The organism is Actinoallomurus sp. CA-150999, from assembly GCF_050942425.1.
Classification (GTDB): domain Bacteria; phylum Actinomycetota; class Actinomycetes; order Streptosporangiales; family Streptosporangiaceae; genus Actinoallomurus.
In genome coordinates, this window is the sequence record NZ_CP192063.1 from 5,320,025 (window position 1) to 5,335,115 (window position 15,091).

The window sequence follows — 15,091 nt, forward strand, 5'->3', positions numbered from 1 at the left end:
CGTGTCAGGAACGCGTCGCGCCGGCGACGTGGACCGTGGCGCGAAGGGGCAGGTCGCGGGACGAGTCGCCGACCGCGACCTGGTACGAGCCGCGAACGGTCGTCCAGGCGTGTGCGGCTGTGTCCCAGACCGAGAAGGCGCGTCGGTCGAGGGTGAACGTCAGCCGCCGCGTCTGGCCCGGCCGCAGGGACACCTTCTGGAAGCCCTTCAACTGGCGGGGCGGTTCGCCGGCGACGGCCGGGTCGCTCACGTACACCTGCGCCACGTCGGTGCCGGCCCTGCGCCCGGTGTTGGTGACGTCCACCTGGACCGTGACCCTGCCGTCACGCGCCGGCACCGGGCTGACGTGCAGTCGCCCGTACCGGAAGGTGGTGTAGGACAGGCCGAAGCCGAACGGGAACAGCGGCGTGATGTCCTGGCCGTCGTACCAGCGGTAGCCGATCTGCAGACCTTCGGAGTACGTCGCCGTGCCCCCGACGCCGGGCCACCGCTCCGGCGTGTGCGCCGGGGTGTCACCATCGGCGCGCGGGAATGTCACCGGCAGCTTGCCGGACGGGTTGACGTCCCCGAACAGGACGGCGCTCACCGCGTTGCCGTCCTCTTCTCCGGGGTACCACGCCTCGACGACGGCGGGCACCTTGTCCAGCCACGGCATGAGCACCGGCGCGCCGCTCTTCACGACGACGACGGTGTGCGGGTTGGCCGCCGCCACCGCCGCGACGAGCCGATCCTGGTCGCCGGACAGGGACAGGCCGGTTCGGTCCTCTCCCTCCTTCTCGGAATCGCCCACCATGACGACCGCGACGTCCGCCGACCGGGCGAGCGTCGCGGCGGCGGTCGCGTCGGAGCCGTCGGCGTACGACACGGTCGAACCGGACGGCAGCCGGTTCTTGATGCCGGTGACCGGATCCACCGTGTAGAGGGGCAGCACCTGCGAGCTGCCGCCGCCACCGGTGTGCGCCGCGCCGGCGTACGGCCCGATCACCGCGACCGACCGTGTCCGGGTGGGATCGAGCGGGAGCTGCGCGCCGGAGTTCTTGAGCAGCACGGTGCCCTGCTCGGCGATGCTCCTGGCGACGGCACCGTCCTGCTGGGCGGGGATGGGAGCCGGCGTGAGCGGCCGGTCGAAGAGACCTGCCCGGATCATGACCGCGTACCGCCGCGCGATCATCCGGTCGATCACCGACTCCTTGATCTGGCCCGCCTCGATGGCCTGGCGCATCGCGGTGTCGAAGTACGTGCCGGTCGGCATCTCCAGGTCCTCACCGGCGAGCGCGGACGGCACCGCGCTGTGCGTCGCGCCGAAGTCGGACTGCACGAACCCGTTGAAACCCCACTGTCCGCGCAGCACGGTGTCCAGCAGGGAGGAGTTCTCGCATGCGTAGGACCCGTTCACCTTCGGGTACGCGCACATGACCGATCCGACATGTCCCTCCTTCACCGACGCTTCGAAGGCGGGCAGGTAGATCTCCTGCAGGGTCCGCTCGTCGATCCGCTCGTCGACGGTCAGCCGGTCGGTCTCCTGGTTGTTGGCCGCGTAGTGCTTGACCTCGGCGATGACGCCCTTCCGCTGGATGGCACGGATGTTCGCGACCGCCAGCCGCCCGGCGAGGTACGGGTCCTCGCCGTAGGTTTCGAACGTCCGGCCGTTCTGCGGGACGCGCGTCAGGTTGATGTCGGGTGCCTCGATCAGGCTGTGCGCCAGGTCGCGGGTCTCGTTCGCCTGCACCGTCCCGTACACCTCGGCGAGGCGGGTGTCGAAGGTCGCCGCGAGGCCGATCGGCGCGGGCATCGCGGTGGCGGGCTTGTACGGGCGGTCGTCGCTGTGGCCGATGCCGGCCGGACCGTTCGTGATCCGCAGGGGCGGGATACCGAGCCGGGGGACGCCGGGGACATAACGGAGGTGCTCGGCGTCCTGGATGCCGTGCAACTGCGAGATCTTCTCGTCCAGCGTCAGCTGAGCGACGAGCCGCGCCGCCCGCTGCTCAGGAGTGAGGGTGGCCTGCGCCGCCTGCCGTCCGGGAACCGCACCCGGGGAGAGACGCGCTGCCGTTGCCACTCCCGGCGTCGCGACGAGGGACGCGATCAACGCCGTCAGGCCGGCCAGGCCGCCGGCGGCCCGGGGAGTTCGAATGCCCATTACGCCCACCCTCACCGTACGGAGACGCCGTTGAGAGCGTGCAAAGGTTTTCCCGTCCTGTCAAGACCGCTCATCGGACGGCAAGGCGCCCCCCTGGAGGGGAGCGGGGCGCATTTGTCAGCTCAACAGCACGATGAGCAGCTGACGGAGCGACCACCACAGGCAGACGACGCAGCCCATGATCGGGGCGCCGTGCAGGCGTAAAGCGCGGAGGAGCCGGCGGGGACGTGACGGCTGCGAGCGCAGCCTGAAGGCCTCTGGCGGAGGCGGCCAGTCGTCGCCGTAGTCCATCCAGTAGCCATCGTCCATCGCGCCCCTTTCAGTCCCTCCGCGGTAAAGACGTGCCACGGCGAGCTACGGATGACGACGCGGAAGGCCTGCTCCTCCGCCCGTTCCGGACGCGGAGCGGCGCCCTGTCGGGCCAGGCTCAGCGGAGCTTCCAGAGCCGGAGGGCGCCGTTGTCGTACCCGAGGGCCAGTGTCGTCGCGTTGGGGCTGAAGGCATGGGCCCGGACGCCGCCGGGCTGAGGGGCGAGGTCGTTCTCACGGGTGGCGTAACGGGTGGTCGCATCGCTGATCCATACGTGGAGCGCTCCGCTGCAGCTCTCCTCTGTGACCGGGCAGTTGAAGCTCGCGAGCGTGCCGCCGGTGGTACTGAACGCGATCCAGTTGCCGCCGTACCCGGGTGACGGGGTGATGACCTGGCGGGTCGTGACGTCCCAGAGCCGTACACCGTTCTTCGTGGTGGTGCCGTCGCAGCCGCCGGCCAGGGCCTTGCCGTCCGGGCTGAAGGACAGCGAGCGTACGCCCTGGTCGCAGGGGCCGCCGTCGGAACCGGTGTTGATGACGCCGTTGGCGCGGTCACCCGTGACGTCCCAGAGGCGGACGACTCGCGTTCCGGGTGCCCCGGAGGCGTTGTCGCTGGTGGCGAGGGTCCTGCCGTCGGGGCTGAAGGCCATGCCGAGGATGTGGCCGTGGACGGAGAAGCTCGCCGTGACCCGACCCGTGGCCGTATCCCACAGCTGAACGATGTCCTGGTACACGTCCTTGGCGTGGGCGTCGTTGGTGGCACTGGCCAGGGTGCTCCCATCCGGGCTGAACAGCAGGGACGGGCCGGTGATGTACGCCCCGAGGAGGCCGCTGCGGGGGAGGGTGTCGGTCATCTTGTCGTTGAACAGGTCCCACAGTTCGATGCGGGTGCCGTAGCCGCTGACGTCGCTGGCAGCGGCCAGGGTCGTGCCGCCGGAGCCGAACGCGAGGGCGAGGACGTTCCCCGGAGCGGTGAGAGTGGTCGTGTTGCTGCCGGTGGACACATTCCACAGCCGGATGGTGCGCTGATGCCGGCTGGCGCTGGCCAAGGTCGTGCCGTCCGGGCTGAACACGGCGTGATCGACACTCGCTCCCTTGGCCAGGAGGGTGTCCGGGGACAGGGTGGGGGTGCGCACTGCGGTGGGCGCCCGCGACCGTGCCTTTCCCCGTGCGGGTGATGAGGAGAAGCTGAGGGCCGTCGCGGTGCCGAGCGTCAACGCCAGGGCCGCAGCCGCCGCCAGCATGGCGCGGGTGCGTCGCGTCAGCCGCGTACGCGGGCGAGGTCGCGCCGGGCCGAGCGCGGGCGGTGCCTGGTCCGCCCGGGTGGCCGCCTGACCAGGACCGGGCTGATGCGTCACCCCTGGCTTGGACGCGACCGCGAGCGCGTCGGACGGTCCCGCGGCGACGAGTTCACGCGCCTTCGGGGCGGTGCCCGTACGCTCCGGCTCGGCTGAGGGCGGCTGGGCAGGGGCGCCCGATCGCGTGTGGCCCATGCCGGAACCGTCCAGGGCCGGAGGCGCGCTGCCGGGGGTCGCCCTCCGTTCGGCGACCATTGTGGTGACGGCCGGCGGCAGCCACCGGGTCGGCAGGTCGGGCGCCGTGCCGAGGGTGTCGAGGACGGCGGCCAGAGTGGGCCGGTCAGCGGGGTTCTTGGCCAGGCACGCGGTGATCAGATCGGCGAGTCGCGCCGGCAGTCCGGCCAGGCGGGTGAGGTCGGGCTGGTCGTGGACGACGCGGTAGACGACGGCGTGGGCCGCCCCGGTGCCGAAAGGACTGGTGCCGGTGGCGGCGAAGGTCAGCACCGACCCGAGGGAGAACACGTCGCTCTGCGGCCCGAGCGGGTCGCCTCGTCCTTGTTCGGGTGACATGAACGCCGGGGTACCGACGATCGAGGTCGTGTGGTGGGTGGCATCCAGGGCCCGGGCGATGCCGAAGTCGATCACGCGGGGTCCGTCGTCGGCCAGGATCACGTTGGCGGGTTTGAGGTCGCGATGCACCAGGCCGCGGTCGTGGATCGCGACCAGTCCCTCGGCCAGGCCGGCCCCTAGAACGGCCACCGCCGTCGCGGGCAGCGGCCCGTGTGCCCGCACCGCCTCGTGCAGGGACGGGCCTGGGACGTAAGCGGTGACCAGCCACGGCTGATCGGCCTGCACATCGGCGTCGACGACCTGCGCGGTGTAGAAGCCGCCCACCCGGCGGGCCGCCTCCACCTCGACGGCGAACCGCTCCCGGAACCGCGCGTCGCCCGCCAACTCCGGCCGGACCAGCTTCACCGCCACCGGCCGGCCGCCGGGTGAACGCCCGAGGAACACCTGGCCCATCCCGCCGCCGCCCAACCGCCCCTCCAGACGGTACGGCCCCACCCGCTGCGGATCGGCCGCCTCCAGCGGACCCATCGATACCTATCCTCGAATCAGAGGAACATATCTGTCTATCTGGATCGAATCTTTTCACGAAATGGCCCTCCCCGTGAACCGGCCGTCGATGGTCGCGCGGCGGATGCCGTCGATGTCCTCGTTGGGGACAGCGGCTGCGACGATCCGGGTGTCGAGGTACTGGATCAGGCGGGCCTTGCCGTCACCCCCCAGGGCTTGCCGGGGTCGGGGGTGCCGATCAGGTGTGCCCACTTCGTCGAGGGCGGGTCTGTCGGGGGTGGGTCTTCGAAGAAGCCCAGCTCTGCGCGCGGCGTCGTCGGGCCGCCGCCATAAACCTCGGTCGTTACCTCTCCGGAGGGCGCGGGGCCGCCGAGGCGGCTCCTCGGTGGCGACCCGCCGATGAACCGCGAATGAATTGTGGACGGTCCTGCCTCGGACGCCGTGAGCTGGCCGCTTGCGGACACTCCGCAGGTATAGGTAAATCACTGGATATCGGCTCTCATTGCTGCCTGTCGACCCGAGTCAAGGAATTCGTTGAGGTCGGGCGACGCGATGAGTAATGGGAGACCGAATGTCGTACGTACGCCGATGGGTGCTGTCGGCGGGGGCCGCGCTGGCCCTCATGATCGGATTCGCGGGAGCGGGCGCGACCGCGCACGCCGCCCCGAACCCCGCCGGGACGACGAGCGCGACCGCGCGCCTCAGCGACGGCCAGGCCGTCGACTCGGCGGCCGCCCTCAAGAAGGTGGCCGACTACTGGACCCCGGAGCGGATGCGTCACGCCACCCCGGTTCCGGAACAGACTCCGGGCCCGCTGACCAAGGCACTGCCCACTCGACCGAGCGGCCCGCGGGGCTCCACTCCGCCGGCCAAGCCCGCCGCCTCCGGCTCAGTCTCGCCGATGATCACCGAGTCGGCGGTGGCCGGCAAGGTCTTCTTCCACAAGCCGAGCGGCGGCGACTGGGTCTGCTCCGCGAGCGCGCTGAACAGCGATTCCAAGCAACTCGTCATCACGGCCGGCCACTGCGTCCATGAGGGCGCGGGCGGGAACTGGATGCAGAACTGGACGTTCGTGCCGCGCTACCGCAGTGGAGCGCGGCCGTTCGGCACGTTCGCGGCCAAGGAGTTCCGCACCTTCAACTCCTGGATCAGCAGCAGCGACCTGAGCCGCGACGTCGGCATGGTGACGACCTGGCCGCTCAACGGCAACAAGCTCGTCAATGTCGTCGGTGGCCACGGCCTCAACTGGAACTGGGGGAATTCCGTCGCCATCACGATCCTCGGCTACCCCGCCAACGCGAACAACGGTGAGATCCAGCAGTGGTGCCAGGGCACGACCAGTGACGGCGGCGGAGGCACCATCAAGCTCCAGTGCAACTTCAACGGCGGCTCCAGCGGCAGCGGCTGGCTGATGAACTTCAACGACAGCACGGGACTCGGGCAGGTCGACGGTGTGATGAGCACACTCGACAGCACGGGCTGGAACCGGGCGTCCTACTTCGATGACGCGGTGAAGGCCATGTTCGACGCCCAGGGCGGCGTGACCTGACAGATCGACGCCCGGTGGCCCCGCTGATGCCTGGACTGGCATGCGGGGCCATCGGCCTGGATCAGGAGTGCACAGGGTGAGACGTAGGGCAAGCACCCGTTCACGAGAGCACGCCGGCCTCGGCCAGCCACTGCCACAGCTCGTCCTGCCGGACGACCGTGACGCCGAGCTTCTCGGCCTTGGCGGTCTTGGCGGCTCCGACGTTGTCGCCGGCGAGCAGGTAGTCGGTGTTGGCCGAGACCGACGAGGCGGTCGTCGCCGCCGCCTGCTCGACCAGGCGCGTGACGTCCGGGCGGCTGATCTTCGCGCCCGAGCGCGGGTCGGTGAACGCACCGGTGATCACGGCCGATCTACCCTTCAGCGGCGAGTCGCTCGCGGCCGCCGCGTCGAGCGGCCGGTCCTCGTCCAGCACGTCGAGGTCGACGCCGCGCTCACGCAGCATGGCGATCTCCTCCTTGATCTCTGTGCGGGCGAAGAACGCGACGACGCTCGCGGCGGCTTTCGGGCCGATGTCGCGGATCGCCACCAGGTCCTCGGCCGTCGCCGCGGCGACGTCCTCGATGCGCTCGTAGCCGGCGAGGCACAGGCGCTTGGCCGTGCCCTCCGAAGCCATCGGGATCGCCAGGCCGATCAGCGCGCGCCGTAGCCCCATGCCCTTCGAGGATGCGATTGAGTCGACCATGTTCCTGGCGCTGACCTCGCCCATCCGCTCATAGCCGAGCAACTGCTCAGCCGTCAGGTCATAGAAGTCGCTACGGCGCTTGAGCACACCGTCCTCGGCGAGCTTCTCGATCCAGACGTCGCCGACGCCCTCCATGTCGGCCGCCTGCCGCGAGGCCCAGTGCATCAGCCGGCGCGTCACCTGCGCCGGGCACTGCAGGTTCACACACCAGCGCTCCTCGCCGGTGCCGCGGACCTCCAGCTCGGAACCGCACGACGGGCAGTGCGCCGGCGGGATGATCTCGACCTCGGTGCCGTCGCGCTCCTCGGGCAGCGAGCGGCCCGCGAACGGGATCACGTCGCCGCGCCGTACGACCGCCACCATGTCCCCGATCCGCAGGTCGCGCTCACGGATCAGCCTGGGGTTGTGGAGGGTGACGTTCTCCACGGTCACGCCGCCGACGAACACCGGCGCGACCCTCGCGCGCGGCGGAACTCGGCCGATCTTGCCCACTGGCCACTCCACCGACAGCAGCCTCGTCAGCTTCTCCTCCGGCGGGTACTTGAACGCGATCGCCCCGCGCGGCTCGGCGCTGTTGAAGCCCGCCGCGTCGAACGCCTCCGGCTCGTGCAACCGGACGACCGCGCCGTCGATGTCGTAGTCCAGCCCGTCGCGGCGGGCGCCGATCTCCTCGATCGCCGCCAGCACCTCCTCGGCGCTCGCGCAGACGTACTGGGCGACCGGCTCGAAGCCCGCCGGGATCTCCAGCGCGGCGCCGTCACGGTCGGCACCGAACGCGAAGAACCGCAGCAGCCGCCTGGCGGCCGCGGCAGCCGCGGGGTCCTTCAGCACCAGCGTCCCGGCCGCGCCCGACCGCGGGTTGGTCAGCGTACGGTCCGGGTGCGCCTCGTTGTAGGCGGCCCACACCGACCGCAGCATCACCGCCTCGCCGCGGACCTCCACACGCCCCGGCGCGTCGATCTCGACCGGCAGACCGGGAATCACGTACCGCACCTTCTCGGTCACCAGCTCACCGACCGTGCCCGTGCCGCGCGTGGCGACATGGTCCAGGCTCCCGTCGAGGTAGACCACGCTGAGCGAGAGCCCGTCGAGCTTCTCCGACACACGGAACACCTGGCCGCGGAAGCGCTCGCAGAAGGTGCGGATCTGCTCCTCACCCGTCGCCTTCGCCAATGAGAGCATCGGACGCGCGTGCCGCACCGTCGGGCCGGTCAGCTCCGCGGGCGCGTTGACCTTGCCGAGCGGGCTGTCGGCCGGCTCCAGCTCCGGGTGCTCGGCGACGAGCGCCGCCAGCTCGTCCTTCAACGCGTCGTAGTCGGCGTCTGGCAGCGGGCTGTCGCCGGTGCCGTAATACAGGTCGTTCAGCCGCTTGACCTCAGCGGTCAGCTCAGCAATGCGCTCACCTATGTTCACCCCCCCGATTAAACGTCAGGCCACCGACATCCACGCCCCGCAGAGCCCGCCGGGTGCTCGGCACGGACGGGAAGACGCGCCCCGGGAACGCCATCGATACGTTCCTCCGACCCGACCGCCGGGCCATGCTTCGGCCGGAGAACGCCACCGCACCACCCGGTCACCGGTCGCGCGTCCGGCGCTGCGCGACGTTGCCGAAGACGACGTGTGGTCCGCTCAGAGGCTTCCTGGGCGGACCAGACCGGTCCGTTTGACCCCGGCCAGGATGGGGGTGACCTCGACGGTGGAGACGTGGTCGAGGGCACCGATGGTGTCGCTCAGGAAGTGGTAGAGCGCGTTGAGGTCGGCCGCGGCGACGGCCACGAGGAGGTTGGCCGGGCCGGTGGTGGCGGAGGCGAAGCGTACCTGCGGGTGGCGGCTGAGCCGCTGGCCCGTCTCCTCCAGGCCACCGGGCGCGACCGTGATCCATAGGAGCGCCTCGGTACGGATGCCCAGCCGGGCGAGGTCGACTTCGGTCGCGAGTCTGAGGGCCTGGCCGCCCACCAGCGCCTCCAGCCGGCGGCGGGCGGTGAGGGGAGTGGTGCCGGCGCGGGCGGCGAGGTCGGTATAGGAGGCTCGTCCGTCCTCGATCAGCGCGGCGATCAACTGGTGGTCGACGGGCAGGAGGGCGGAGCGGGCGGGCGCGGCGGAGGTGTCCGGCCGCAGGCCGGCCAGCTCGGCTTCCGACAGCAGCCCGCCGCTCCAGTCGAAGGCGGCCGGGAAGACCCGCAGGAGGACATGAGAGGTCCACGACTGGACCGCGGGTGTGGCGGGCAGGTCGCGCAGCAAGAGCGTGTTGCGTGCGTCCGGCCCGTCCAGGAACAGGATGGTGCAGATCTCGTCGCCACCGCCGAGGACGTCCACCCAGATGGTGTCGGGACGACGGGCCAGGGTGGCGGCGATGGCGCTGATCCGGTTGGGCCGGCACCGGATGCGCAGGGCCAGCGGAATCAGGTCAGGGAACCACACGGGGTTGCGCACGGCTGTGGCCCGCAGCGTTCCGTCGTGGAACAGCGGTGCCGCACGACGCACCACGGTGCGCTCCGAGATGCCGAGGACGCGGCCGACCGTGCGCCACGAGGCACGAGGCGAGGCCAGCATCGCGGCGGCGATCCGGCTGTCCGTGTCATTCAACCGATGGCCTACTTTCTCCATATCATGAGATAATATGTCCTGTATTCGCGCCCAACATCCCGGTTTCTGGCTCAGATGGGTGCTCCCGGATAGAACGGCTCAGAGCGACCGAGACCAGAGAGGGGAGCACGATGACGGGCACCGAAGGCCGGATCGTGGACACGGATCGCGGCAAGGTCAGAGGCGTCGCGCAGGGCGAGGCGATCTCCTTCCGGGGAATCCCTTATGCCGCGTCGCCGGTCGGTGAGCTGCGTTTCGCGCCGCCACGGCCACACCCGGGATGGACCGGGGTGAGGGAGGCGACGCAGGCCGGACCGGCCGTCCCGCAGGCGGCCTCCCGGCTGGAACAGGTGATGGGGCACCGCGTGCCGGACTGGAACGAGGACGGCAGCCTGACCGTCAACGTCCACAGTCCGCTGCGGACGTTCGAGGACGGTGCGGCCCGTCCGGTCCTGGTCTGGTGGCACGGGGGCGGCTTCACCAGCGGCTCCGGCGGATGGGACTGGTACGACGGGGGCCCGCTGGCCGCCCTGGGCGACATCGTGGTGGTGACCGCGAACTACCGGGTGGGCCCGCTCGGCTACCTGTACCTGCCGGAGATCGGCGCCGCCAACCTCGGCCCCCAGGACCAGGCCGCCGTGCTGCGCTGGGTGCAGGACAACATCGCCTCGTTCGGCGGCGACCCGCGCGACGTGACGGTCGGCGGGCAGTCGGCCGGGGCGTACTCGGCCCTGTCGTTGGCGCTCGATCCGCAGACGACGGGACTCGTCACCCGGGTGCTGCTGGAAAGCGGCCCCTTCGGCCTGCCGCCGCAGGACCCGCAGAACGCGGCCGAGAACGCCGAGGCGTACCTGCGGCTGCTCGACGTGGCGAGCGACGCGGACGCCGCGACGGCCCTGCGCGCACTGCCCGTCGAACAGCTACTGTCCGCCTATGGCCGGCTCGCGGGGCGACTCGCGCGTCCGGGCAACGTGGCCCCGCCGATGTATCCGGTGCTCGGCGGCCCTGGTCTTCCCCGCTCCTGGCAGCGGGCGCTCGCCGACGGCGCCCTGGACGGCAAGGCGCTGCTGATCGGTACCACCCGGGACGAGGCGACGGCCTTCTACGCCTTCGACCCGCGCATCCAGAACCTCACGTCCGCCGGCGCGCTGGACATCCTGACCGGTCAGATCGGCGAACAGGCCCACGAGGTCTACCAGCGGCATGCCGCCCGGCTTCCGCGGGCGACGCCGGCGCAGATCTTCACCGCGGTGCAGACCGATGAGCTGTTCAGCGACGGCGCGCTGCAGATCGCCGACCACCACGCGGCAGGTGGCAACGCGACCTACGTCTACCGATTCGACTACCAGCCGGCCGAGGACGAGCACGCCTTGGGCGCCACCCACTGCGGCGAACTGCCCTTCCTATTCAACACCTTCGACGCCTACCCGGACAGCGCGATGCTGGGCAAGCCCACAGATTCCGAGCGGACCCTGGGACACGGCTTCGCGACCGCGGTCGCCGAGTTCGTCACGACCGGATCGGTGAACGACTGGCCGCCCTACGCGCCCGCGACGGCCACGCGCATCCGGCACTTCGGCTGAGGGGAGGCGAGGGCGACCTGGTGTGGGCCCGTACGGAATCCTGATAGAGCCCGTACGAGACGAGAGGTGCAGCACGATGGGGAACCGCGACGCCGTCGCACTCGATGACCCGGTGGGCGAATCACTCCGCGGTCGCCACGCACATCTCGCCCGCCGATGGGGCCGGGCCGCCACCTACCTGCCGGAAGTCGCGACCTTCTCCGCGGTGACCGCCGACCCGGATCCGGAGGAGTGGGCCGACCTCGCCCGGCTGCTCGGCCCGGGCGAGTTCGCCGACATGTTCGGCTGCCCCGCGACCCCGCCGTCGGACTGGGAGCCGGTCTTCGTCCTCCAAGGCCGGCAGATGGTCTGGCCCGGCAGCAGCCACCCCGATGCCGAGGCCGGTGTGGTCGAACTGGGCGCGGACAGTGTGCCCGAGATGCTCGACCTCGTCGCGCGGGCCCAACCGGGGCCGTTCTGGCCGCGCACCCATGAACTCGGCACCTTTCTCGGCGTCCGCGACAACGGCACATTGGTGGCGATGGCGGGCGAACGGCTCCGGCCACCGGGATGGACCGAGATCAGCGCCGTCTGCACGGCTCCCGAGGCGCGCGGGCGAGGCCACGCCGCCCGCCTGGTCAGCGCGCTCGTCGCGCGTATCCTGGCGCGCGGCGAACGTCCCTTCCTGCACGTGGCCGAGACGAACACCGGCGCCATCGGTCTCTACGAGCGGCTCGGTTTCGAGACCCGAAGGCACGTGACCTTCCGGGGGTTCCGCACGCCCTGACGGCCTCGGGCACTGGTGGAGAGCCTGCTCACTTCCCGCGGGCGGTGTCCAGGACGATGCGGAAGCGGGGAGCTCCGGAGCGCAGCCGGGCAACGGCTTCGCCGGCCTGTTCCAGCGGCATGCGCTCGATCATGGGGCGTACGCCGGTGGTGACGGCGAACTCCATCGCCTCCTCCGTCTCGTGTGCGCTGCCGGTCAGGTGTCCGGTGATGGTGTGGCCGTTCACGACGAGCCGGGCGACTGGAACGGTCAGGGATCCGGCGTCGACACCGATGAGGGTGAGTTGTCCGTGCGTGTTCAGCCCGGTGAGGAGTTCGTCGACGGGGGCGGTGGAGGAGGCGGTGTAGACGATCAGGTCCGCGCCGCCGAGTTCCTTCAGGGCGGCTCCGGGCGTCTGGGCGTTGCCGTCGATGTAGTGGTGGGCGCCGAGGCCGCGGGCGAGTTCCTCGCGGTCCCCGCCCCGGGCGATCGCGATGGTCTCGTAACCGAGCTTTGCCGCGAACTGAACGGCGAGGTGCCCCAGTCCACCGATCCCGAACACGGCGACTCGTCCGCCCACGCGCGTGCCGGCCCCGCGTACGGCGTTGAAGGTCGTCACGCCCGCGCAGCCGAACGGTGCCGCCTCAGAGAGGTCGAGACCGTAGGGGATGCGCGCGAGCGCGTCGGCGGGCACGGTGATGCTCTGCGCCCAGCCACCCGGATAGGACAGGCCGGGCACCTTGCGTTCGGGACAGTGGACGACGTCACCGGCGCGGCAGAACGCGCAGTGCCCACAGCTGCCGCCGAACCAGCCGACGGCCACGCGGTCCCCGACCGCCCAGCCTTCGACCTGGCCGCCCAGTTCTGCGATGACCCCGGCGACCTCGTGTCCCGGGGTGACCGGAAAGGAGGCACCCGGGCCGGTGGCTGCGGCCGTCGCGATGTCGGCGTTGCACACTCCGCTCGCCGTGACCGACACACGGACCCACGTGCCCATCGGCGATGTCGTCTCCGCCACGAAGGCTTTCAGCGGCGCTCCGGGCTCAGTCACGGACATGGTGATGGCGGAGTCTGACACAGCGCTCCTTCCGCTTGGGACACGACGGTTTATATAGCTGATCGTTATGATTAATCGGCAGAAGTCCCACCGTAGATAGCGGAAGACGAGCCCGGTAGGGGACATCCGCGAATGCAGTGATAAGGCATGCTTATGGTGGGTCGCCGGAACCTCGAAGGACTCCGGTACGCGCAGGCGGGCGCCGAGGCCGAGTCGTTCAGCGCCGCTGCGCGGGCGTACGGCGTCACCCGGCCCGTAAGGATTACCTCATCCTCGTACCCGAGGCGCGCGTCTACGACGCCACCTGAGCATCCCCTCCCGGCCCTGTCACGGCGCCGGGCGTACCTGTCCCTAGCCGGATCAACGTGTGCCCGTGTGCGGAGGGATGGGCCGCTGGAACCAGGGATTTTGGGTCGTTGCATATCCGGCATTGCAGCAAGATCACTTTTAGACGATCATGGGCGCGTGGCCGCGGCCTACCGGTTCCCGTAGGTTCTGGGAGAGGACGCATGTCGTGATATTCGCTGTAGTGGGGCTGGTGCTGGTCGGCGTCGTCGGTGTGCTGAACCTGGCGATCCTTCTGGTCATGCTCCGTCGGTGGCGAGAGCTGGATGCCGCAGGCGGCTTTCCCACTACCGGAGCCGTCTCCAACGTCCGGATGATCGATCGGATTCCGAACTTCTCGGCCCATGCCCTCGACGGCACCGCCGTGACGGAGCGGACCCTGCTCGGGAAGGAGACCCTGGTCGGATTCTTCTCGCTCACGTGCAAGGCCTGCGTCGAGGCCGTACCCGTCTTCGCCGGGCACGCCGAGCGGCTGCGGGCCGCCGGGGGGACCTCCCTGGCGATCGTCCACGGAGACGACTCGGCCGACAGCGAGCTGGCCGCGATGCTCAGCGACGTGATGGACATCGTGATCGCCGAGGACTCGAAGGCCGAGCTGTCGCAGCGGTACGGAGCCAAGCACTACCCGACCTACGCCTGGTACGGCCCCAACGGCATGGTGACCTCGGCGGGCGTGGGCCTCGCCGCCCTGCGCACCGAACTGGCCGCCACTTAACGCGCCGAAGCGCCACCCCCATGCCCCGCGGGCCTCGTCCGCCGCGTTCGACCCTTTCTCGGCGGCACTCGGCCCGTGCGTGGAAACAGTTAACCCCCCACAAGGAGGAACCATGTTCCAAAGCGTGACCCAGCGTGTCACCCGCGCCATCGAGACGCTGCTTCCCACGACCACCGCCGACGCCGGCTGCACGCCGGACTCGTGGATGGAGTACAAGGAAATGGGCGGCACCTGCTTCGGGCGCACCTGCTCGCTCAACGGTGCCTGTGTGACTCACTGCGGCGCCTGGTACAGCTACAGCCAGAACTACTGCTGACGCCTCGCCGGCCTGCGTGACGGCCGGCGTGGCCGCCCTCGCCGAGGGCGGCCACGTCGGCTCCGGCGTTCCCCGAACGCATGGGCCCACTTCCGTCAGGGGCGCTCACGCACCACCTCTTCCAGGAGTTTCCGTGCTGTACGTATCGCTCGCCTGCCGCGTCACTCTGGCGTTGGTGATGACGCTGGCGGCGGTGGCCAAGCTGCGCTCACCAGGTGTCTTCGCCGCATCCCTGAAAGGCTTCGACTTCATCCCCGCGCGGCTGCGCCGCCCGCTGGCCGTGCTGGTCCCGGCCGCCGAGCTGCTCATCGCGCTGCTGCTGGCCCTGCCCGCCACCGTCACCGTCGGTTTCCTCGCCGCCGCGCTGTTCTGCTGCGGCCTGACGGCCGTCCCGACCCTCGTCGTGGCCCGCGGGAAGAAGGTGAAGTGCGCCTGCTTCGGCGCGAGCGAAGTACCTATGAGCGGCTGGCACATCGCCCGCAACGCGGTGCTGCTGGCGGCGGCGATCCTGGGCTCGCTCGTGGCGCTGTCCCTAGGCGACGGCGTTCCCGGCCAGGTGCCGGGGATCGCCCTGGCCGTGGTCTCAGCGGGCGTGCTCACCGCATTGACCGTCTTCGTCGATGACATCGCCGCGCTCTTCCAGTCCCCGGTCGCGGCCGGGGACCTCGGCCGGTGAGGCACCGGAGCCGG

13 protein-coding genes are annotated in these 15,091 nt (G+C 70.6%); 6 read left to right on the forward strand and 7 right to left on the reverse strand.

Annotated elements, in window-relative coordinates; translation table 11 throughout:
* Positions 1 to 4: 4 nt before the first annotated feature.
* The 4 genes from ACQP2O_RS24875 to ACQP2O_RS24890 all read right to left on the reverse strand — a co-directional run bounded on the left by ACQP2O_RS24875 (position 5) and on the right by ACQP2O_RS24890 (position 5,075).
* Positions 5 to 2,140 carry a glycoside hydrolase family 3 C-terminal domain-containing protein gene (locus ACQP2O_RS24875; RefSeq protein WP_433189696.1) on the reverse strand — a complete coding sequence of 712 codons (2,136 nt, stop codon included), beginning with the start codon at positions 2,138 to 2,140 and terminating at the stop codon, positions 5 to 7.
* 117 nt (positions 2,141 to 2,257) lie between these two features.
* Positions 2,258 to 2,449: a hypothetical protein gene (locus ACQP2O_RS24880; protein WP_433189699.1), complete on the reverse strand. Its 192-nt coding sequence runs from the start codon at positions 2,447 to 2,449 to the stop codon at positions 2,258 to 2,260.
* A gap of 118 nt (positions 2,450 to 2,567) precedes the next feature.
* Positions 2,568 to 4,844 carry a protein kinase domain-containing protein gene (locus tag ACQP2O_RS24885; protein WP_433189702.1) on the reverse strand — a complete coding sequence of 759 codons (2,277 nt, stop codon included), beginning with the start codon at positions 4,842 to 4,844 and terminating at the stop codon, positions 2,568 to 2,570.
* Between the two features lie 54 nt (positions 4,845 to 4,898).
* On the reverse strand, positions 4,899 to 5,075 hold the full coding sequence (locus tag ACQP2O_RS24890) for a hypothetical protein (protein WP_433189705.1): 177 nt from the start codon (positions 5,073 to 5,075) through the stop codon (positions 4,899 to 4,901).
* Positions 5,076 to 5,394: 319 nt separating this feature from the next.
* Here ACQP2O_RS24890 and ACQP2O_RS24895 point away from each other — a divergent pair, with 319 nt between their 5' ends.
* A complete protein-coding gene (locus tag ACQP2O_RS24895; protein ID WP_433189708.1) occupies positions 5,395 to 6,372 on the forward strand; it encodes a hypothetical protein in 978 nt (325 codons plus the stop codon).
* A 100-nt stretch (positions 6,373 to 6,472) separates the two neighbouring features.
* Here the strand turns inward: ACQP2O_RS24895 and ligA are convergent, their stop codons facing one another.
* Together ligA and ACQP2O_RS24905 are read right to left on the reverse strand one after the other, a co-directional pair.
* Entirely contained in the window at positions 6,473 to 8,467 is a 1,995-nt protein-coding gene (ligA, locus tag ACQP2O_RS24900; protein WP_433189711.1) for an NAD-dependent DNA ligase LigA, read from the reverse strand.
* Between the two features lie 216 nt (positions 8,468 to 8,683).
* Positions 8,684 to 9,661 carry an Lrp/AsnC family transcriptional regulator gene (locus ACQP2O_RS24905; protein WP_433189714.1) on the reverse strand — a complete coding sequence of 326 codons (978 nt, stop codon included), beginning with the start codon at positions 9,659 to 9,661 and terminating at the stop codon, positions 8,684 to 8,686.
* A 110-nt stretch (positions 9,662 to 9,771) separates the two neighbouring features.
* On the opposite strand from ACQP2O_RS24905, the gene ACQP2O_RS24910 reads away from it, so the two are divergent.
* Together ACQP2O_RS24910 and ACQP2O_RS24915 are read left to right on the forward strand one after the other, a co-directional pair.
* Positions 9,772 to 11,223, forward strand: coding sequence for a carboxylesterase/lipase family protein (locus ACQP2O_RS24910; protein WP_433189717.1), 1,452 nt, complete (start codon positions 9,772 to 9,774; stop codon positions 11,221 to 11,223).
* 76 nt (positions 11,224 to 11,299) lie between these two features.
* Positions 11,300 to 11,989, forward strand: coding sequence for a GNAT family N-acetyltransferase (locus ACQP2O_RS24915; RefSeq protein WP_433189720.1), 690 nt, complete (start codon positions 11,300 to 11,302; stop codon positions 11,987 to 11,989).
* A 28-nt stretch (positions 11,990 to 12,017) separates the two neighbouring features.
* Here the strand turns inward: ACQP2O_RS24915 and ACQP2O_RS24920 are convergent, their stop codons facing one another.
* Complete coding sequence (locus ACQP2O_RS24920; RefSeq protein ID WP_433189723.1) at positions 12,018 to 13,019, reverse strand: alcohol dehydrogenase catalytic domain-containing protein; 1,002 nt, start codon at positions 13,017 to 13,019, stop codon at positions 12,018 to 12,020.
* Positions 13,020 to 13,539: 520 nt separating this feature from the next.
* On the opposite strand from ACQP2O_RS24920, the gene ACQP2O_RS24925 reads away from it, so the two are divergent.
* The 3 genes from ACQP2O_RS24925 to ACQP2O_RS24935 all read left to right on the forward strand — a co-directional run bounded on the left by ACQP2O_RS24925 (position 13,540) and on the right by ACQP2O_RS24935 (position 15,077).
* Positions 13,540 to 14,085, forward strand: coding sequence for a TlpA family protein disulfide reductase (locus ACQP2O_RS24925; RefSeq protein WP_433189726.1), 546 nt, complete (start codon positions 13,540 to 13,542; stop codon positions 14,083 to 14,085).
* A 112-nt stretch (positions 14,086 to 14,197) separates the two neighbouring features.
* Positions 14,198 to 14,401 carry a hypothetical protein gene (locus ACQP2O_RS24930; RefSeq protein ID WP_433189729.1) on the forward strand — a complete coding sequence of 68 codons (204 nt, stop codon included), beginning with the start codon at positions 14,198 to 14,200 and terminating at the stop codon, positions 14,399 to 14,401.
* Positions 14,402 to 14,534: 133 nt separating this feature from the next.
* Positions 14,535 to 15,077 (forward strand): MauE/DoxX family redox-associated membrane protein, encoded by a 543-nt coding sequence (locus tag ACQP2O_RS24935; protein ID WP_433189732.1) that lies wholly within the window; start codon positions 14,535 to 14,537, stop codon positions 15,075 to 15,077.
* The last annotated feature ends 14 nt before the right edge of the window (positions 15,078 to 15,091 follow it).

Excerpts from the sequence above, each read along its gene's own strand:
- ACQP2O_RS24915 (WP_433189720.1), top strand. The coding sequence starts at position 11,300 with ATGGGGAACCGCGACGCCGTCGCACTCGATGACCCGGTGGGCGAATCA.
- ACQP2O_RS24930 (WP_433189729.1), top strand. The coding sequence starts at position 14,198 with ATGTTCCAAAGCGTGACCCAGCGTGTCACCCGCGCCATCGAGACGCTG.
- ACQP2O_RS24905 (WP_433189714.1), bottom strand. The coding sequence starts at position 9,661 with ATGGAGAAAGTAGGCCATCGGTTGAATGACACGGACAGCCGGATCGCC.
- ACQP2O_RS24895 (WP_433189708.1), top strand. The coding sequence starts at position 5,395 with ATGTCGTACGTACGCCGATGGGTGCTGTCGGCGGGGGCCGCGCTGGCC.
- ACQP2O_RS24880 (WP_433189699.1), bottom strand. The coding sequence starts at position 2,449 with ATGGACGATGGCTACTGGATGGACTACGGCGACGACTGGCCGCCTCCG.
- ACQP2O_RS24875 (WP_433189696.1), bottom strand. The coding sequence starts at position 2,140 with ATGGGCATTCGAACTCCCCGGGCCGCCGGCGGCCTGGCCGGCCTGACG.
- ACQP2O_RS24885 (WP_433189702.1), bottom strand. The coding sequence starts at position 4,844 with ATGGGTCCGCTGGAGGCGGCCGATCCGCAGCGGGTGGGGCCGTACCGT.
- ACQP2O_RS24910 (WP_433189717.1), top strand. The coding sequence starts at position 9,772 with ATGACGGGCACCGAAGGCCGGATCGTGGACACGGATCGCGGCAAGGTC.